Below are 17922 nucleotides of genomic sequence, written 5' to 3' on the forward strand. Positions count from 1 at the left end.
GGTGATCCGCCCCCTTGCTCATGGCATGCTTGTGCGTGGCCATTCGGAAACGGAGAGCGCGCGGTTCTCGACCCGAATCCGGAGCGCAAGCACCGCGAGATTGAGGAGGGTAAAGATCAGCGCCAATCGCGGCAGGTACAGCGCGAGCGGTAGCAGCGCGATTTCACCGACGACGACCGCGTAGTTTGGATGCGGGAAATATCGGTACGGCCCGGATGCGACCAGCGGCGCGCCCGGCAGCACGACGATTCGCGTGGTCCATCGCGGCCCGAGCGCGGCGAGGATCCACACCCGCAAGCCTTGCAGCAGCAGAAAACCCGCCAGCGCGGCCAGATTGACGTCCTGGTCGCGGCCCCAGATCCACAGCGCGGTCAGCCAGCCGGCGTGAACCAGGACAATGAGCGGATAGTGATTGGCGCCGACCTCGACCGCGCCTCGTGCGAGAAGCCGCTCCGTGTTGCGACATGACAGCACGAGCTCGCCGAGACGCTGCAGCGTAACCAGCGCGAGGATGACCGACGCGAAGCTCACGCGGCGTGCCTGAGCGCAACGCAGCTGAGCGTGAAGCCCGGGCCGAGCGCCGTGAGCAGCGAGCGCGGCGGCAACCCCTTGGCGCAGGCGCGTTCGAGAACAAAGAGAACCGTCGGGCCCGACATGTTGCCGCAAGCCGCGATGACGTCGCGTTCGTGATCGAGCGTGCCCTGATCGAGCGCGAGTGCCCGCTCCAGCGCGGCGATGACCTTGGCGCCGCCGGGATGGCAGAGGAAGCGGTCAACGTCATCGGCCGTCAGCTGCATCCGCGCGAGGATCTCGGCAACGGCCGGCCCAACATGGTCGCGGACGAAATCCGGAATGGTTCGCTGAAAGACCACGCCGAATCCTTCCGGATCGACCGTCCAGCCCATGATGTCGAGCGTATCCGGCCACAGCTTTTCACCCGTCGCCTCGATCCGCGTCGCACCACCGTCCCCGGCGCGCAGCACGATCGCGGCCGCGCCATCGCCGAACAGGCTGGCCGCAACGATATTTGCCTTGGTGAGCTCGTCGTGCCGGACCGCGAGCGTGCAGAGTTCGAGCGCAACCAGCAGCACATTCGCTCCCGGCCGCGCTTCGGCCAGCCGCGCCGCGATCGACAGGCCAGACACACCGCCCGCGCAGCCGAGGCCGAACACCGGCACGCGCGACACATCCGTCCGCAGAGCGAGCTTGCCGGCGACGCGCGCCTCCAACGACGGCGTGGCTATGCCGGTCGAGCAGACCGTGACCACGATATCGATATCCCTGCCGGTCAGGTCGGCGCGCGCAATCGCCTTGCGGGCCACGTCGACGTACAGCGTCTCCGCGCCTTCGAGGAACGCCAGCGTTCGCTCCGGCCAGCCGCGCCGTTCGAGATACCATTCGATCGGCTTGACGCCGTAGCGATGCTGTATGCCGGTGTTGGCGAACAGGCTGGAGAGCGTCTCGAATTCGGCATAGCGGTCGGCGAGGAGGTTACGCGCGGCCTGCAGGACCTGTCCCTGATGGAATAGATGCGGTGGAACCGCCGTCGCCAGGGAAACAAGCGCGGCCGTCTGCTTCATCTCGATCATCGTGGCTCCATTTCCCCCGCTCTTGGAACCGCGCGATGAGCAAAATATTTCAACACGCCTGCGACATAGCGCGAGCGCCGCATTCACTATAAATTGACCCGGCGCCGATATCCGCGCCGCCGCTTCGCAAATCAGGAAGCGGTGGCGCCCAGCCTGCGCATCGCGCTCTTCACCAAGCCGAGCGGCGCCGGCGACAACGGGCCCTGCGGCGCGCGCGTGATGAAGGCGACCAGGACCAGCGCCAGGATCGCGAGCCAGAAGCACAGCCAGAAGCCGTCGATATAGGCGAGCGTGTTGGCCTCGCGCTGGACCAGCGCCGCCAGCGTGCCGACGGCGCGCCCCGTCGCGGTCCCGATGCCGTCGCCGGAAAATTCACCTGCCAGCCGCTTGAGCAGGTTCACGACGTCGATATTGCCGTTCTGCACATGCTGTCCGAGATAGTTGGAATGGATCTGCTCGCGGACGCGCAGCCAGGTCCCCATCAGCGCGACGCCGATCTCGGCGCCGCCGAGGCGCATGATCTGGATATAGGCCGCGAACGCCGTCGCCCGCGACGGATCGGAATTCGACAGCGCCATGATGATGATCGGCAGCAGCGTGAACGCCTGACCGATCGACGTGAGCAGGACGATGCCGACAAAGTCCTCGCGCGCCCAGACATGGCTCAGCTGCGTGCCCCAGAGATTGGCGGCCGCGAACGCCGAGAAGCCGAGCACCACGACGATGCGCGGATCGAGGTGGCGCAGCAGCAGAATCGAGATCGGCACCAGCACGAACATCGGCAGCGCGCCGTAGGTGAACAGCAGCACGCCCGACTGCTCCGGCCGCAGCGCGCCGACGGTGCCGAGGAAGTTCGGCACCAGCGACGAATTCGACAGGCTGGTCAGCGTGTACAGCAGGATGACGACCAGCGAGAGCCCGATGTTGCGCGAGAACAGCACGTTGAAATGCGCCCACGGCCGGCGCGCGACCATTTCGTTGATCATGAAGGCGACGATCAACAGCCCGCCGCCGATCAAGAGCGCCATCACCGTGCCTGACGAGAGCCAGTCCAGCCGGTTGCCCTGATCGAGCCCGGCATAGACCATCGACACCCCGGCGCCGAGCAGCAGCATGCCGCCCCAATCGGCATGGTGCAGCAGGTCGCGATTGACGGGTTCTTTCGGCGTGCCGAGATACACCATCAGCCCCATCAGCGGCGCGATCACCACGCCCTGCCAATACAGCCACTGCCAGCCGAGATGCTCGACATAGAAACCGACCAGCGAGCTCGACGAGTCGAGCGCGAAGCCGACGCGGATCGAGTACATCGCGATCGCCGGCAGCCACCATCGGATGGGCAAATTGCGCAGGATGATCATCAGCGTCGCCGGCACGAAGGTGCCGAGCAGCATGCCGTGGGCAATGCTGAGCGCGATCAGCGTCGTGTAGTCGCGCACGAACGGGATGGTCAGCGAGACCACCGCATAGACCAGGCTCGGAATGCCGAGCACACGGCGCAGGCCGAACACGGTGGCAAGCCAGGCCACCGCTGGCGCGACGAAGATCTGCGAGCCGATCGCAGCCGTCGAGAGCCAGGCGCCCTCGTCGAAGCTGAGCGAGAACGCACCGCGCAAATCGGGCAGGCCGACCGAGGTCAGGCGGCTGTCGAAATTCGCCAGGAACGCGCCGAGCAGCACGGCGACGACCGCGAACAGCGGATAGCGCGCGACATCGCCGCGCGAGACCGGACCACGGTCGCGGTCGTCACTTTCCGCCATTGGCGACCGCCTCGCCGGTGTCGATCCGCGTGACGACCGACATGCCCGGCAGCAGGCGCTCGAGCAATGGCTGGCCCTTGTCGAACTGGATACGCACCGGAATGCGCTGCACCACCTTGGTGAAATTGCCGGTGGCGTTGTCGGGCGGCAGCAGCGCGAATTGCGATCCGCTCGCCGGCGCGATGCGCTCGACGACGCCGCGCAGCTTCTGGCCGGCGAATGTGTCCACGGTGACCTCGACCGGCTGGCCCGGCTTGACGTTGGTCAGCTGGGTTTCCTTGTAGTTGGCGATCACATAGACGTTGGGCAGCGGCACGACGTTGATCAGATTGGCGCCGACGTTGACGTAGTCGCCCGGCTGCACCTGGCGCTCGCCGGTGACGCCGTCGAACGGCGCGACGATCTTCGTATATCCAAGCTTGAGCTTGGCCGATGCCAGCAACGCCTTGGCGGCGTCGAGGTCGGCGGCACGCTGCTTCTTGGTACCCTGCAAGACCTCGAGCTGATGGCGCTGCGCCGCAATCACAGCGCGGCTGGCGCGCACGTCGGCCTCCGCCTTGGCGTAGGATGCGGTCGCCTGCTCGAGTCGCTGCCGCGTGCCGGCGTCGGTTTGCGACAACGACTGCTGACGCTCTTCCTCCTGGCGTGCCAGAGTCTGCTGCGCCTCCGCGGACAACCGCGCAGCCTCGGCCTGCGCGATGGTCGCATATTGCAGCTCGACCTGGTTGTTGAGGTTGTCGAGCACGGCCTGGGCACCGACCACGCCGGCCTCGGCCTGCGCCACCTGCGCCTGATAATCGGCCGGATCGATCTGCACCAGGAGATCGCCGGCCTTGACGCGCTGGAAATCGGAGACGGCGACGGTGAGCACCTCGCCGGACACGCGGCTGGAGAGCTGGGTCAATTCGGCGCGCACATAGGCATCATTGGTGGTCTGGATCGTGGCGCTGCCGACCCAGGCATCCCAGCGACTGGTCGCCACCGCGACGAACACCAGCGCGACGAGCACGGCAAACAGCGGAATCGCGAAACGGCCCCAGAAGCCGCTTGCTACTGATTGCGGCTTGGCAGGCGCCGGAACAGGCGCGGTCTGGCTGGCGGGCGACGGACCATCTTGAACCTGCTCGGCCACACCAAACTCCTCAAGCACGCGCCCAAACGCCGGACGAACCTATTAGCACATGATGACGATCATGCCTCAGACGGTCTTCTCCGGCCACCGGCAGAGATCATTGATCAGACATACGTCGCAACGTGGACCGCGGGCGAGGCAGGTATAGCGGCCATGCAGGATCAGCCAGTGATGGGCGTGCAGCATGAACTCGGTCGGGATCACCTTCTCCAATCCCAGCTCGACCTCGAGCGGCGTCTTGCCGGGCGCGAGCCCGGTGCGATTGCCGACGCGAAACACATGGGTGTCGACCGCCATCGTGTGCTCGCCGAATGCCATGTTGAGCACGACGTTCGCGGTCTTGCGGCCGGCGCCGGGCAGCGATTCGATCTCGGCGCGCGTGCGTGGCACCTCGCCGCCGAACTCGGCAATCAGCTTCTGCGAGAGCGCGATGACGTTCTTCGCCTTGTTGCGATAGAGCCCGATGGTCTTGATGTAGTCGCGCACCCTGTCTTCGCCGAGCTCAAGCATCTTCTCCGGCGTGTCGGCGACCGCGAACAGCGCTCGCGTCGCCTTGTTGACGCCGGCGTCGGTCGCCTGCGCCGACAGCACCACCGCAACCAGCAGCGTGTAGGGGTTGAGGTGCTCGAGTTCGCCCTTGGGCTCGGGATTGGCTTTACGGAACCGGTCGAACGCCTCGTAGACCTCCTCCGATGTCCATGGCTTCGGCTTTACGGTTCGCTTGGCGGCCTTCTTGGCCGGCTTCTTTGCCCCGCGTTTGGGCAGCAGCCTTGCCGCTTTTGCGGCTTTCTTCTTCGGTGCGGAGCGAACGCTTGACGTGCTGGCGCGTTGAGGGCGAATGATTTTGGCCATGAACCGGATATACTGATACGTCATGACCGCAGGCAACGACTTTGATCCGGGCGAAGACCTCAGGGCCGATGACCTCGCGGCTGATGCTGCGGAGGCCGAGCCCAAACTGTTCTCGGCATTGCTGACGCCGCACCGCTCGCTGAATCGCACCGGCTTTATCGTGCTGATGTCGTTCGTCACCGCGGTCAGCTTCATCGCCGGCGCGGTGTTCTGGTGGCTCGGCGCCTGGCCGATCTTCGGCTTCTTCTGCCTCGACGCGCTGGTGATCTATTGGGCATTCAAGGTCAATTTCCGCACCGCCAAGGCGAGCGAGGAAATCACCGTCACGCCGTCGGAACTGCGGGTGCGCAGGATCAGCCATCGCGGCCATGTGGTGGAATGGGTGCTCAATCCGCTCTGGGTGCGGTTCGAACAGATCTCGCATGAGGAGTTCGGCATCGAGCGGCTCTATCTGGTCTCCCGGGGCCGCCGGGTCAGCGTTGGCAGCTTCCTGGGCCCGGACGAAAAGGCAAGCTTCTCCAAGGCCTTGACGGCGGCGCTCAACGCCGCGAAACGCGGCCCGACCTACAACCCCATCCGCTAGGTCTTGTTTGAGCATGATCTTTTCGGAAAACCGGTCTCCACTTTTCCGGATCATGCTTGTCAGAAATCGGGTGGTTTGGACGCGCCATGGCTCCTAAATCAGACACCATGATGACACTCGCCATACACGATCAGCGCCTGGCCAAGCCTGGCCTCCAGAGCGCCGCGCTGCGCGACTATGACTCGGTTCGGCGCGCCATCGCGTTCATCTCGGAGCACTGGCGCACGCAGCCGACCATCGAAGCGATGGCCGATGCCGCCGCCGTCACCCCGGATGAACTGCACCATCTGTTCCGGCGCTGGGCCGGGCTGACGCCGAAGGCCTTCATGCAGGCGCTGACCCTTGACCACGCCAAGAACCTCTTGCGCGATTCCGCCAGCGTGCTCGATGCGGCACTCGACTCCGGCCTGTCAGGGCCGGGACGACTGCACGACCTGTTCGTCACGCATGAGGCGATGTCGCCGGGCGAATGGAAGACCGGCGGCGGCGGCATGACGCTGCGCTACGGCTTCCATCCCTCGCCGTTCGGCACCGCGATCGTGATCGCAACGGATCGCGGACTTGCGGGGCTTGCCTTCGCCGATCACGGCGACGAGCAGACCGCATTCGCCGACATGAAGCGACGCTGGCCGAACGCGACCTATGTCGAGGACACCAGCGGCACCACCGCATTGGCGCAGCGCGTGTTCGATACAAGATTGTGGCGGGCGGACCAGCCGCTGCGTGTCGTCTTGATCGGCACCGACTTCGAGGTGCGGGTGTGGGAGACGCTGCTCAAGGTCCCGATGGGCCGCGCGGTCAGCTATTCCGACATCGCCTGCAAGATCAACAGCCCGAAGGCCTCGCGCGCGGTCGGCGCCGCGGTCGGCCGCAATCCGGTGTCGTTCGTGGTGCCCTGCCATCGCGCACTCGGCAAGAGCGGCGCGCTGACCGGCTATCACTGGGGCATCACCCGCAAGCAGGCGATGCTGGGCTGGGAAGCCGGCCAGGTGGGATTGCACTGATCGTCTGCAAGCGACAAACGAAGCGTGCGGTCTCTTACCGTCACCCTGAGGAGCGCGCTCTTGCGCGCGTCTCGAAGGGTCGACGGCCACCAGCGGGGCCAATTCATCCTTCGAGGCTCGCTCCGCTCGCGCCTCCAGCGACAAAGGCGAAGCCTTTGCGCGGGGATGACGGGTTGAGCGGAGTGATCGTCTGAGCCTACCCCGCCAGATCGACCTTGGACGCAACGGTGGAATCGGCATTGAGCCGATAGACCACCGGCGCGCCGGTCGCGAGCTCGCGCTTGAGGATCTGCTCCGGCGTCAGCTTCTCCAGCACCATGATCAGCGCGCGCAGCGAATTGCCGTGGGCGGCGATCAGCGTGCGCTGGCCGCGCAGTACGCCGGGCAGGATCTCCTGCACGTAATAGGGCAGCGTCCGCGCCAGCGTATCCTTCAGGCTTTCGCCGCCGGGCGGCGGCACGTCGTAGGAACGGCGCCAGATCAGGACCTGGTCCTCGCCCCACTTCTTGCGGGCGTCGTCCTTGTTGAGGCCGGAGAGATCGCCGTAATCGCGTTCGTTGAGCGCGAGATTCTTCGTGGTCGGCAATCCGGTCTGGCCGATCTGCTCCAGCATCAGCTTCAACGTGTGCTGCGCACGGGTGAGATCGGAGGTGAACGCGACATCAAACGACAGGCCCTGCGCCTTCAGCTTGCGGCCGGCCTCGTTGGCTTCGTTGACGCCTTGCTCGGTGAGATCAGGGTCCTTCCACCCGGTGAAGAGGTTCTTCAGATTCCAGTCGCTCTGACCGTGACGAACGAGCACAAGAAGACGATCACTCATTTCAGATTCCGTTTTCGCTTAGCTGGATTTCATTCCGTCGAGCGGCGTCAGTCGCTCAACCCGAGGACGTCGGCCATCGAATACATGCCGGGCTTCTTGCCATGCGCCCACAGCGCTGCCTTCAGCGCGCCCTGCGCGAACAGCGCGCGATCTTCTGCATGGTGCGAGAGCGTGATGCGCTCGGAGGGGCCGGCAAAGATCACGCTGTGATCGCCGGCCGCGGTGCCGCCGCGCAACGAGGCAAAGCCGATATCGCCCGCGCGCCGCGCGCCGGTGAGACCATCGCGACCGCGCGCCGAATGCTGGTCGAGCGCGATCTTGCGTCCCGCGGCCGCAGCTTCACCGAGCATCAAGGCGGTGCCCGACGGGGCATCGATCTTGGACTTGTGGTGCATCTCGAGAATTTCGATGTCAAAACTCTGGTCGAGCGATTGCGCGACGCGCTTGACGAGCGCGGCGAGCAGATTGACACCGAGGCTCATATTGCCGGATTTCACCACGATGGCGCGGTTGGTCACGCTGCGGATCACCGCATCGTCGGACGGCGACATCCCGGTGGTGCCGATGACGTGAACGAGGCCGCGCTCGGCCGCGATCGCGACATTGGCGATGGTCGCGGCCGGCACGGTGAAATCCAGGATGCCGTCGGCGGCGGCCGACATCGACCACAGATCGGCCGACAGCTTGACGTCATTGGCGGGGAGGCCGGCGAGCACGCCGGCGTCCTTGCCGAGCAGCTCCGAGCCCGGCGCTTCCAGCGCACCGACCAGCACCGCCCCCGGGGTCTCGGAAATCACCCGCGTCAGCGTGCGGCCCATCCGGCCGCCGGCTCCCGCAACAATCAGACGCATGTCAGCCATGGCTCACCTCTCCACGCGATATAGCGAGCCATGGCTGTTCCGGCAACCGAACCGGCCACCCGCGATCAGGGCTGCGGGCCGTCATAGCCCTCGATGATGATGAGGTCGGCGATCGAATGCGGCTGCCGCACCTTGATGTTGGCCTGGTATTCCGGGGAGTTGTAGCAGGCCATCGCGGTTGCGTAGTCGGGGAATTCGATCACGACATTGCGGGAGCGGCTCTCTCCCTCGACGCAGTTGAGCTGGCCGCCGCGCACCACATAACGGCCGCCGAACTTCTTGAAGATCGCAAGGTTGGCCACCGCGTAGGGCTTGTAGCCCTCGTCATTATGAACGTCGACGCGTCCAATCCAGTATCCCTTCGCCATCTCTGTTCTCCCTCTTGTTGTTCAGGCGAGCGCCTGGGCGATTTCGGCGTGAATGGCTTCGGCTGAAGCCTTCGGATCGGCGGCTTCCATCACCGGACGTCCGACCACCAGATAGTCGGCGCCGGCGGCAATGGCGCGGGCCGGCGTCATGATCCGTTTCTGGTCGCCGGTCGCCGAGCCCGCGGGGCGGATGCCCGGCGTCACCAGGTTCATCTGATCGCCGACGATCTTGCGCAAGGCGGCGGCCTCCTCGGGCGAGCTGACGAGGCCGTCGACACCAAGCGCCTGCGCCTGTTTGGCGCGCGCTTCGACGAGATCGGAGACGTTGAGGCGATAGCCCGCCGCGTGCAGGTCGGTATCGTCGTAGGAGGTCAGCACCGTCACCGCGAGGATCTTCAGGCCGGAGCCGGCGCGGGCCTCGACCGCTGCCTTCATGGTCTGCGGGTAGGCATGCACGGTGAGAAAGGTCGCGCCGAGTCCGGCGACGCTTTCGACCCCGCGCGCCACGGTGTTGCCGATGTCGTGCAGCTTCAGATCGAGGAAGACCTTCTTGCCGCTGCCTGCAAGCTGTTTCGCCAGGATGAGGCCGCCGGCATAACCGAGCTGATAGCCGATCTTGTAGAAGGTGACGGCATCGCCGAGCCGGTCGATCATCGCCTCGGCGCTGGCGACCGACGGCAGATCGAGCGCCACGATCAACCGGTCTCTTGGAGCGATCCTGGTCGGCTGCATGTCACCTCACATCATGCGTTGGGATTGGTCGATCAGCTGCCGCACCAGCGCCCGCATCGCGTCGATGTCGGCCTGGTGCTTCAGATGATCCATATCGTCATAGGCCTGCTCGGCGAATGACAGCGCGAGCTGGTTCGGGATCACGGTGGCGTGGCACGCCGTCAGGATCAGGCGCAGCGCGGCCAGCGCGCGCGTGCCGCCGAGCCGGTTGCCGGATGCGGCTGAAATCGCGAACGCGCGGCCATGGAACACTTGACCTCGCACCTCGTGCGGATCCTGCACGCGGCTCACCCAGTCGATCGTGTTCTTCACCAGCGCCGGCACCGAGGAATTGTATTCCGGCGTCACGATCAGCACGCCATGATGGGCGCCGATCATCCGCTTCAGATTCACGGCATGCTGCGGCACGCCGGATTTCGCCTGCAGATCGCCGTCATAGATCGGCAGCGGAAAATCGCCGAGCGAGATGCGGGTGACGTCGGCGCCGGATTGCGCCAGTTCGTACGCCAGCACGGCGGCCAACTTCGCATTGAGCGAGCCTGACCGAAGCGATCCGGGGATCACGAGGATTTTCAGCGCGGACATCTTGAAATCGCAGGTATTGGGCGCAGGCCCGGCGCGACGGGCGCTGGGTGGTCAGCCCTTGCGATACACCCAGACCCGCGCGGGCGGAAGGTTCATCCAGATCCGCTCGGAGGCCTCTGTGGACACGCCCGGCAGCGACTTCGGAATCGGAGGCACCACCGAATAGGTGAACTGAATGAACGGCGCGCCGGGTGCGAGCGCCAGGAAGGCGTCACGGACCAGCCTCAGGCGGGTCAGCATCGGCTTGGTGACGAGCGGCAGGCCGGAGACCACGGCCGAGGCGGGGGATTTCAGCACCTCCCACACAGTATCGCGCAGCGTGTAGGCGTCTCCCTGGACGACCCTGGCCTGCGGATAGCGTTCGCGCAGCAACGCGCAGAAGCCGGGATTGTATTCGACCAGGACGAGACGCTTTTGATCGACGCCGTGCTCGATCAGCGCGTTGGTGATCGCCCCGGTGCCGGGTCCAAGTTCGATGACCGGCCCTTCGGCGTCGCGATCGACATATTGCGCCATGGTGCGGGCGAGCAGCCGTCCGGACGGCATCACCGCGCCCATATGCAGCGGCTTCTCCATCCATGAACGGAGAAATCGAACCTCGTCGTCGAGACGGAGGGGCTTCTTCGACGCACGCACGGACGATTGCAAAGGCATGTCGCTACCAGGCGGGGACCGCACAATCGAGCGGTTGTCAGAAAACAGTCACAAACACGTATAGATCGAAGTCGTTACGGTCAAGCATAACGACTGCGGCTAGACGGAGCGATTGCCAAAGAAGTCCTTGACCTTAGAGAAGAAACCCGCCGCCTCCGGCTGGGTTGCGCCGGACGAGAGTTTTTCGAACTCCATCAGCAGTTCTTGCTGCTTCTTGGTCAGATTTTGCGGCGTTTCGACCACGACCTGCACATACATGTCGCCGGTCTGGCGCGAACGCAGCACCGGCATACCCTTTGATGCGATGCGGAATCGCCGGCTGGACTGGGTGCCGGCCGGCACCTTCACCTTGGTCTTGCCCTTGTCGATGGTCGGCACCTCGAATTCGCCGCCGAGCGCTGCGGTCACCATCGAGATCGGCACGCGGCAGTGCAGGTCGGCGCCGTCGCGCTGGAAGAACTGGTGCGTGGTCAGCGACAGGAAGATGTAGAGGTCGCCGGGCGGTCCGCCGCGGACACCGGCCTCGCCTTCGCCGGCGAGACGAATCCGGGTGCCGTCCTCGACGCCCGGGGGAATGTTGACCGACAGCGTGCGGTCGCGCGTCACCCGGCCGGAACCGGCGCAGGAGGTGCAGGCATCCTCGATCATCTGGCCGCGGCCCTGACAGCCGGGACAGGTCCGCTCCAGCGTGAAGAAGCCCTGGGCCTGTCGGATACGGCCGGCGCCGCCGCAATGCGAGCAGGTCTTCGGCTTGGTGCCGGCCTTGGCGCCGGTGCCCGAGCAGGATTCGCAGGTGACCGAGACCGGGATCTCGATCTGCGCGGTCTTGCCCTGGAAGGCCTCCTCGAGCGTGATCTCCATGTTGTAGCGCAGGTCGGCGCCGCGCTCGCGGCCGCCGCCGCGGCGCTGCCCGGCCATGCCGAACAGATCCTCGAAGATGTCGGAGAAGGATGAGGCGAAGCCGGCGCCGAAGCCGGGGCCGCCGCCGCCCATGCCCTGCTCGAAAGCGGCATGGCCGAAGCGGTCATAGGCGGCGCGCTTGTCGCCGTCCTTCAGCACCTCATAGGCTTCGTTGATTTCCTTGAACCGGACTTCGCTGGTGGCGTCGCCCGGATTCTTGTCCGGATGCCATTTCATCGCGAGCTTGCGGAAAGCCGATTTCAGCTTGGTCTCGTCCGCGTTCCGCTCAACCTCGAGGGTCTCGTAATAGCAGCGCTTGGTGGACATCCTTCAATTCCGTCCGAAGTTCATCGCGATCGCCGAAGCTTGCGCTCAGGATCGCGTCAAGGATTGCGCCTGTCTGGAAGATGCAGCGATCGCCTTAAAGAAAAATGACCCCCACTCCTCCGAGCCGCGGCGCGTACTCATTGGTGTGAGGGTCATGATCGCAAATCCGCTTAAGCAGACTTCTTGCTGTTCTTGTCGTCATCGACCTCGGTGAATTCCGCGTCGACAACGTCATCCTTGGCAGCGTCCTTGGCCGCATCGGCCTCGGCCTGCTGCTTGTACATGGCCTCGCCGAGCTTCATCGAAGCCTGCGCCAACGTATTGGTCTTGGCCTTGATCGCCTCGGCGTCGTCGCCCTTCAGCGCTTCCTTGAGGTCGCTGACGGCGTCTTCGATCGCGCGGCGCTCGGTGTCGGCGATCTTCGAACCGTGTTCGGCCAGAGCCTTCTCGGTCGAGTGAACCAGACCGTCGGCATGGTTCTTGGCGTCGACAGCCTCGCGGCGCTTCTTGTCCTCGGCCGCGTTGACCTCGGCGTCCTTGACCATCTTGTCGATGTCGGCCTCGGACAGACCGCCGGATGCCTGGATCCGGATCTGCTGTTCCTTGCCGGTCGCCTTGTCCTTGGCCGAGACGTTGACGATGCCGTTGGCGTCGATGTCGAAGGTCACCTCGATCTGCGGCATGCCGCGCGGAGCCGGCGGAATGCCCATCAGGTCGAACTGGCCGAGCATCTTGTTGTCGGCCGCCATTTCACGCTCGCCCTGGAAGACGCGGATGGTGACGGCGCCCTGATTGTCTTCGGCGGTCGAGAACACCTGGCTCTTCTTGGTCGGGATCGTGGTGTTGCGGTCGATGATGCGGGTGAACACGCCGCCCAGCGTCTCGATGCCCAGCGACAACGGGGTCACGTCGAGCAGCAGCACGTCCTTGACATCGCCCTGCAGCACGCCGGCCTGGATCGCAGCGCCGATCGCGACGACCTCGTCGGGATTGACGCCCTTGTGCGGCTCCTTGCCGAAGAACTGCTTCACGACTTCCTGGATCTTCGGCATGCGGGTCATGCCGCCGACCAGCACCACTTCGCCGATCTCGCCGGCGGTCAGGCCGGCATCCTTCAGCGCCTTGCGGCACGGCTCGATGGTCTTCTCGACGAGGTCGGCCACCAGCGCCTCGAACTTGGCGCGGGTCAGCTTCATCGTCAGATGCTTCGGACCGGTCTGGTCAGCCGTGATGAACGGCAGGTTGATTTCGGTCTGCGTGGTCGACGACAGCTCGATCTTGGCCTTCTCCGCAGCCTCCTTCAGGCGCTGCAAGGCAAGCTTGTCGTTGCGCAGGTTGATGCCCTGCTCCTTCTGGAATTCGTCGGCGAGATAGCCGACCAGGCGCATGTCGAAATCTTCACCGCCGAGGAAGGTGTCGCCGTTGGTCGACTTCACCTCGAACACGCCGTCGCCGATCTCGAGGATCGAGACGTCGAAGGTGCCGCCGCCGAGGTCGTACACGGCGATCGTGCCGGACTTCGACTTGTCGAGACCGTAGGCGAGCGCGGCAGCCGTCGGCTCGTTGATGATGCGCAGCACTTCGAGGCCGGCGATCTTGCCGGCGTCCTTGGTGGCCTGACGCTGCGCGTCGTTGAAATAGGCGGGAACCGTGATGACAGCCTGCTCGACCTTCTGGCCGAGATGCGCCTCAGCGGTCTCCTTCATCTTCTGCAGGATGAAGGCCGAGACCTGCGAGGGCGAATAGGTCTTGCCATCGGCTTCGACCCAGGCGTCGCCGTTCGATGCCTTGACGATCTTGTAGGGAACGAGCTTCTTGTCCTTCTCGACCATCGGGTCGTCATAGCGGCGGCCAATGAGGCGCTTCACCGCAAAGAACGTACGCTCGGGATTGGTCACCGCCTGGCGCTTCGCCGGCTGTCCGACGAGGCGCTCGTCATCGTCAGTGAAGGCAACGATCGACGGCGTCGTCCGCATGCCCTCGGCATTCTCGATCACCTTGGCGTTCTTGCCATCCATTACGGCGACGCACGAATTCGTGGTGCCGAGGTCGATCCCAATGACCTTACCCATGGTTTTCATATCCTCTTTGCTACGGCAGGTTGGTTGGGCCCTGACGGCGCTCCGTACCGAACCCCCAGACGTTCACATACTCGCGATATTGCGACGGTGAGCCTGATATAGGAGAGAGGGTCCTGCCCGCAAGGACTGGACGCAACGTTGAGGCCTGAAAAGACTGACGTTTGAAAGATTGTGTCAGCCCGACTGCGGCGCCGGTTCAAGCCCGATCCAAGTTAACAAATCGGCAATGATGCGGCCCGCCGTCGACCGCGAACATCCGCTACACGACGTCGGCGCTGTTGAGTGAACACTCACAAACGTCGTATGCGGAAGCGGGCGCAGGCCAAGGGCGCGCTGTTTGGCCGCTGGCGGCCGATCGTCGGAAACGTCGGGAAACTGGAAAGTGCCAGCCAATCGGGACGAAAAGCCCATGGAATCGGGCCTGCAGGCCCGGAGCGCGGCTTTGGCGGCCTGTTGCAGGGTCATCAAAACCGCTAAAAGCGGTCCGACTGAAAGAGGCCATCCAGCCCTGCACCGGCCCCGTTGCGCGGCCACCAAGCAAAACCGGTAGATCCCCCATGACGCCTTTTCGACTTCTCGTTGCGGTTGCCTTGCTGCTTGCTGCCACCTGTCGTGGCTTTGCCGCCGACGTGGTGTTTCCGCCGGGCGCGCATGTCGGGATGAAGCCGCTGGTGGGCCTCAACCGCGCCAAGTCGTTCATCGGCTTCGAGACCGAGGATCAGGGCGTGAAGGTCTTGATCGCCGATCTGCCCGCGGACGCCTACAACGAGGTCGTGAGCGCCTTCAAGGCCAACCCGGCCGGTAGCGGAAACATCAAGCCGGAGAGCCTCGAGACGCCGGCCGGCCTTGCCTATTACACCGTGGAGAGCGCGCGCGACGGCACCACCAATGTGCGGCGCTATTCCATGATCCTGCCGGGACCGACCTTCTCCGGCTATGTCGCGGTGCAGGTGCCGGAGAACGCGAGCAAGATCTACACCGACGACGCCGTGCGGCAGATGTTCGCCACCGCCCAGATCCGCAACGAGGTGCCGGTCGACGAACAGCTCGGCATGATGCCGTTCAAGGTCACCGAGCTCAGCAGCTTCAAGAATGTCCGCATGCTGGCGCCGGGCGCGGCGCTGCTGATGGCCGACGGCGACGACAAGGGCCTTGAGACCAAGCCCTTCATGCTGCTTGGCATCATCGGCTCGGCCCCGGCCACACCAGATGATCGCGGTCGCTTCGCCCAGCAGATCGCCACCACGATCCCCGGCGTGCGCGACGGGCGGATCACCATGTCCGAACCGATCCGGATCGACGGCCAGCCCGGCTTCGAGACGCGCATCGACGCCGTCAGCGGCAAGGACAACACCCCGGTGACCATCGTGCAGTGGCTGCGGTTCGGCGCGCAAACATCGATGCGCATCATCGGCAGCTCCCCGCGCACCGATTGGGAGAAGGCCTTCCCGCGCTTCCGCGCGGTGCGCGACGGCATCCAGCCGCGCGGCTGACAGGCCCGCCGAAAAATCGGACTTTCGCAGCTCTACGAACGGAACTAGCCTCCTCGCGCGGCTACCAAAGCGAGGAGGGCGCGATGTTGGATCGACGACAGGTCGTTGCAGGGCTCGGTACGCTGGTGCTTGCGGCGCTGGTTCCAAAACATCTCTGGGCGGCTGCGATCAAGCCCGACGACGGCTCCGCGCTGCTCGTGATCGACGTCCAGAACTGCTTCCTGCCCGGCGGCAGCCTTGCGGTGAAGGACGGCGAGCAGGTGGTGCCGGTGATCAACCGGATCGCCACGAGCTTCGCCAATGTGGTGATGACGCAGGACTGGCACACACCCGGACACATCTCCTTTGCCTCGACCCATTCCGGCAAGAAGCCGTTCGAGACCGTCGACCTTGCCTATGGCAAGCAGGTGCTGTGGCCCGACCACTGCGTCCAGGGCACCGATGGCGCCTCGCTGTCGAAGGAACTCGCGATCCCGCAGGCCGGGCTGATCATCCGCAAGGGTTTTCACAAGGACGTCGACAGCTACTCCGCCTTCACCGAGGCCGACGGCAAGACCACCACGGGGCTCGCCGCCTATCTCAAGGCACGCAACGTCGAGCGGGTTTTCGTGGCCGGGCTCGCCACCGATTTCTGCGTGGCATGGACCGCGCTCGATGCGCGCAAGGCCGGCTTCGAGACCTATGTGGTGGAAGACGCCTGTCGCGGCATCGACACACAGGGATCGCTCGCCAAGGCCTGGGACGACATGGCCAAGGCCGGCGTCAAGCGCATCCAATCCTCGGATATCGCGTAAAACGCAGCCTCGCGAGATCCGCATGGCCGAGTCTGCGTCACCCCTTGCATTCGATCTCGCGCAGCGCCTGCCATCGCCGCGCCTGGCGGGCCTGATCGCCCGGATCACCGGTTATCGCGAGACCGCGACGGGCCGGTTCGCACAACGGCAGACCGCGCCGCTCATCGTCCCGCTGATCATCAGTTTCGGCTCACCATTCCTGATCGCACTGTCGCGCGAGCCCGGCGCGGCCGATCGTCAGCTCAGCTTCGCCGCCGGCCTGCATGCCGGGCCTGTCTACATCCAGTCCGACGGCCACGCTGCCTGCGTCCAGGTCGATTTCACCCCGCTCGGCGCCTACAGCTTCTTCGGCGGCGCCGTGACCGACCTGGTCGGGCGCATGGTCGATATCGACGATGTGCTCGGCCATGATGGCCGTCGTCTGCGCGAACAACTCGGCGCCGTGACGTGCTGGCAGCGCCGCTTCGACCTGATCGAGGCGTTCGTGCTGCGCCGCGCCGGCCACATGCCGTCTTTCGAAGTCGCGTTCGCCTATCGAAAACTGGCGCGCTCGGCCGGCGCTATCAGCATCACGGCACTGGCCGATGAGATCGGCTGGAGCCGCAAGCATCTGGCCGGCCGGTTTCGGTCCGAGCTCGGCCTCTCCCCCAAATCGCTGGCGCGCATGATGCGGTTTCACTGGGCGAGCAGGCTGGCACAAAGCGGCGCTGCGCTTGGCTGGGCGGGGATCGCGGCGGAAAGCGGCTATGCCGACCAGGCCCATCTCGCCCGCGAGTTCGTCGAATTCGCGGGCGAACCGCCAACCGCCTGGGCGCGCCGCCAGGCGCTGACCGACCGCCGGCTGGTTCACGCCGACGATGGGCTGGCGGACTGGTAACAAACCTTCAAGCCGACGCCGCGTTGCCTCGTGCAGGATGGCGCCGTCAGCCAAGGAGGTGAGCGACCATGACGCACGACATCGAACCGCCCCGCATCTATCCGACCCTGCGCTGCAAGGACGCCGAGGCGATGACCAACTGGCTCACGACGGTGCTTGGGTTCACCGAACACGTCGTCTACCGCGATGGCGGCGTGATCCATCACGCCGAGCTCGCCTATGGTTCCTCGATGCTGATGCTGGGCCAGAGCCGTGACGACGCATATGGCAGGCTGGTCGGCGACCTCGACAACCGCCGCACCGAATCGATCTATATCGCCGTCGACGATCCCGACGCGCTGCACGCGAAGGTCAAGGCTGCCGGCGCCAAGATCGAGATGGAACTGCGAGACACCGACTATGGCAGCCGCGACTTCGCCTGCCGCGATCCGGAAGGAAATCTCTGGAGCTTCGGCACCTATTGGCCGAAGGCACACGAGAAGCCGCGACCGTGAGCCCGCGCAATCCGCGC

Annotated in this window: 19 protein-coding genes; 6 read left to right on the plus strand and 13 right to left on the minus strand. The window is 65.1% G+C overall.

What is annotated here, in order from left to right:
- Positions 1-18: 18 nt before the first annotated feature.
- From PMN64_RS04345 to nth, 5 genes are all read right to left on the minus strand, one after another.
- On the minus strand, positions 19-531 hold the full coding sequence (locus PMN64_RS04345; protein WP_411779839.1) for an isoprenylcysteine carboxyl methyltransferase family protein: 513 nt from the start codon (positions 529-531) through the stop codon (positions 19-21).
- Positions 528-1580 (minus strand): type III polyketide synthase, encoded by a 1053-nt coding sequence (locus tag PMN64_RS04350; protein ID WP_411779861.1) that lies wholly within the window; start codon positions 1578-1580, stop codon positions 528-530. The genes PMN64_RS04345 and PMN64_RS04350 overlap by 4 nt, the downstream gene beginning before the upstream one ends.
- A gap of 140 nt (positions 1581-1720) precedes the next feature.
- A complete protein-coding gene (locus PMN64_RS04355; protein ID WP_411779840.1) occupies positions 1721-3349 on the minus strand; it encodes an MFS transporter in 1629 nt (542 codons plus the stop codon).
- Positions 3336-4481: an HlyD family secretion protein gene (locus PMN64_RS04360; protein WP_411779841.1), complete on the minus strand. Its 1146-nt coding sequence runs from the start codon at positions 4479-4481 to the stop codon at positions 3336-3338. Before PMN64_RS04360 ends, PMN64_RS04355 begins: the two co-directional genes overlap by 14 nt.
- A 66-nt stretch (positions 4482-4547) precedes the next feature.
- Positions 4548-5333 carry an endonuclease III gene (gene nth / locus PMN64_RS04365; RefSeq protein WP_411779842.1) on the minus strand — a complete coding sequence of 262 codons (786 nt, stop codon included), beginning with the start codon at positions 5331-5333 and terminating at the stop codon, positions 4548-4550.
- A gap of 22 nt (positions 5334-5355) precedes the next feature.
- Between nth and PMN64_RS04370 the strand changes: the two genes are divergently transcribed.
- Together PMN64_RS04370 and PMN64_RS04375 are read left to right on the plus strand one after the other, a co-directional pair.
- Positions 5356-5916, plus strand: a complete 561-nt coding sequence (locus tag PMN64_RS04370) for a DUF2244 domain-containing protein (RefSeq protein WP_028341751.1) — start codon at positions 5356-5358, stop codon at positions 5914-5916.
- Between the two features lie 107 nt (positions 5917-6023).
- The gene (locus PMN64_RS04375; protein ID WP_411779862.1) at positions 6024-6920 is read left to right on the plus strand and encodes a methylated-DNA--[protein]-cysteine S-methyltransferase; all 897 of its coding nucleotides are present in this window, start codon (positions 6024-6026) and stop codon (positions 6918-6920) included.
- A 196-nt stretch (positions 6921-7116) separates the two neighbouring features.
- Here PMN64_RS04375 and PMN64_RS04380 read toward each other — a convergent pair whose 3' ends face one another.
- From PMN64_RS04380 to dnaK, 8 genes are all read right to left on the minus strand, one after another.
- Positions 7117-7740: a 2,3-bisphosphoglycerate-dependent phosphoglycerate mutase gene (locus PMN64_RS04380; protein ID WP_028341753.1), complete on the minus strand. Its 624-nt coding sequence runs from the start codon at positions 7738-7740 to the stop codon at positions 7117-7119.
- 47 nt (positions 7741-7787) lie between these two features.
- Positions 7788-8600 carry a 4-hydroxy-tetrahydrodipicolinate reductase gene (gene dapB / locus PMN64_RS04385; protein WP_411779843.1) on the minus strand — a complete coding sequence of 271 codons (813 nt, stop codon included), beginning with the start codon at positions 8598-8600 and terminating at the stop codon, positions 7788-7790.
- A 65-nt stretch (positions 8601-8665) separates the two neighbouring features.
- Entirely contained in the window at positions 8666-8968 is a 303-nt protein-coding gene (locus tag PMN64_RS04390; protein ID WP_028335765.1) for a DUF1330 domain-containing protein, read from the minus strand.
- 21 nt (positions 8969-8989) lie between these two features.
- A complete protein-coding gene (pyrF, locus tag PMN64_RS04395; protein ID WP_411779844.1) occupies positions 8990-9700 on the minus strand; it encodes an orotidine-5'-phosphate decarboxylase in 711 nt (236 codons plus the stop codon).
- Between the two features lie 6 nt (positions 9701-9706).
- Entirely contained in the window at positions 9707-10285 is a 579-nt protein-coding gene (locus PMN64_RS04400) for an NADPH-dependent FMN reductase (RefSeq protein ID WP_028341756.1), read from the minus strand.
- Between the two features lie 51 nt (positions 10286-10336).
- The gene (locus tag PMN64_RS04405) at positions 10337-10939 is read right to left on the minus strand and encodes a class I SAM-dependent methyltransferase (protein ID WP_028341757.1); all 603 of its coding nucleotides are present in this window, start codon (positions 10937-10939) and stop codon (positions 10337-10339) included.
- Positions 10940-11038: 99 nt separating this feature from the next.
- Positions 11039-12166: a molecular chaperone DnaJ gene (dnaJ, locus tag PMN64_RS04410; RefSeq protein ID WP_028341758.1), complete on the minus strand. Its 1128-nt coding sequence runs from the start codon at positions 12164-12166 to the stop codon at positions 11039-11041.
- 170 nt (positions 12167-12336) lie between these two features.
- A complete protein-coding gene (gene dnaK, locus PMN64_RS04415; RefSeq protein WP_411779845.1) occupies positions 12337-14238 on the minus strand; it encodes a molecular chaperone DnaK in 1902 nt (633 codons plus the stop codon).
- A gap of 566 nt (positions 14239-14804) precedes the next feature.
- Between dnaK and PMN64_RS04420 the strand changes: the two genes are divergently transcribed.
- The 4 genes from PMN64_RS04420 (at position 14805) to PMN64_RS04435 (ending at position 17905) form a co-directional block, all read left to right on the plus strand.
- Positions 14805-15740 (plus strand): hypothetical protein, encoded by a 936-nt coding sequence (locus tag PMN64_RS04420; RefSeq protein ID WP_028341759.1) that lies wholly within the window; start codon positions 14805-14807, stop codon positions 15738-15740.
- Positions 15741-15823: 83 nt separating this feature from the next.
- The gene (gene pncA / locus PMN64_RS04425; RefSeq protein ID WP_411779846.1) at positions 15824-16534 is read left to right on the plus strand and encodes a bifunctional nicotinamidase/pyrazinamidase; all 711 of its coding nucleotides are present in this window, start codon (positions 15824-15826) and stop codon (positions 16532-16534) included.
- 22 nt (positions 16535-16556) lie between these two features.
- Complete coding sequence (locus PMN64_RS04430) at positions 16557-17411, plus strand: helix-turn-helix domain-containing protein (RefSeq protein WP_411779847.1); 855 nt, start codon at positions 16557-16559, stop codon at positions 17409-17411.
- Between the two features lie 68 nt (positions 17412-17479).
- Positions 17480-17905 (plus strand): VOC family protein, encoded by a 426-nt coding sequence (locus PMN64_RS04435; RefSeq protein ID WP_411779848.1) that lies wholly within the window; start codon positions 17480-17482, stop codon positions 17903-17905.
- The last annotated feature ends 17 nt before the right edge of the window (positions 17906-17922 follow it).

Source organism: Bradyrhizobium sp. UFLA01-814, from assembly GCF_046718885.1.
Taxonomy (GTDB): domain Bacteria; phylum Pseudomonadota; class Alphaproteobacteria; order Rhizobiales; family Xanthobacteraceae; genus Bradyrhizobium; species Bradyrhizobium elkanii.

Bases quoted from the DNA above. Each gene is read 5' to 3' on its own strand.
- PMN64_RS04420 (WP_028341759.1), top strand. From the start codon at position 14,805: ATGACGCCTTTTCGACTTCTCGTTGCGGTTGCCTTGCTGCTTGCTGCC.
- pyrF (WP_411779844.1), bottom strand. From the start codon at position 9,700: ATGCAGCCGACCAGGATCGCTCCAAGAGACCGGTTGATCGTGGCGCTC.
- PMN64_RS04380 (WP_028341753.1), bottom strand. From the start codon at position 7,740: ATGAGTGATCGTCTTCTTGTGCTCGTTCGTCACGGTCAGAGCGACTGG.
- pncA (WP_411779846.1), top strand. From the start codon at position 15,824: ATGTTGGATCGACGACAGGTCGTTGCAGGGCTCGGTACGCTGGTGCTT.
- PMN64_RS04370 (WP_028341751.1), top strand. From the start codon at position 5,356: ATGACCGCAGGCAACGACTTTGATCCGGGCGAAGACCTCAGGGCCGAT.
- dnaJ (WP_028341758.1), bottom strand. From the start codon at position 12,166: ATGTCCACCAAGCGCTGCTATTACGAGACCCTCGAGGTTGAGCGGAAC.
- PMN64_RS04435 (WP_411779848.1), top strand. From the start codon at position 17,480: ATGACGCACGACATCGAACCGCCCCGCATCTATCCGACCCTGCGCTGC.
- dnaK (WP_411779845.1), bottom strand. From the start codon at position 14,238: ATGGGTAAGGTCATTGGGATCGACCTCGGCACCACGAATTCGTGCGTC.
- PMN64_RS04375 (WP_411779862.1), top strand. From the start codon at position 6,024: ATGATGACACTCGCCATACACGATCAGCGCCTGGCCAAGCCTGGCCTC.
- PMN64_RS04350 (WP_411779861.1), bottom strand. From the start codon at position 1,580: ATGAAGCAGACGGCCGCGCTTGTTTCCCTGGCGACGGCGGTTCCACCG.
- PMN64_RS04390 (WP_028335765.1), bottom strand. From the start codon at position 8,968: ATGGCGAAGGGATACTGGATTGGACGCGTCGACGTTCATAATGACGAG.
- PMN64_RS04355 (WP_411779840.1), bottom strand. From the start codon at position 3,349: ATGGCGGAAAGTGACGACCGCGACCGTGGTCCGGTCTCGCGCGGCGAT.
- PMN64_RS04405 (WP_028341757.1), bottom strand. From the start codon at position 10,939: ATGCCTTTGCAATCGTCCGTGCGTGCGTCGAAGAAGCCCCTCCGTCTC.
- PMN64_RS04400 (WP_028341756.1), bottom strand. From the start codon at position 10,285: ATGTCCGCGCTGAAAATCCTCGTGATCCCCGGATCGCTTCGGTCAGGC.
- nth (WP_411779842.1), bottom strand. From the start codon at position 5,333: ATGGCCAAAATCATTCGCCCTCAACGCGCCAGCACGTCAAGCGTTCGC.
- dapB (WP_411779843.1), bottom strand. From the start codon at position 8,600: ATGGCTGACATGCGTCTGATTGTTGCGGGAGCCGGCGGCCGGATGGGC.
- PMN64_RS04430 (WP_411779847.1), top strand. From the start codon at position 16,557: ATGGCCGAGTCTGCGTCACCCCTTGCATTCGATCTCGCGCAGCGCCTG.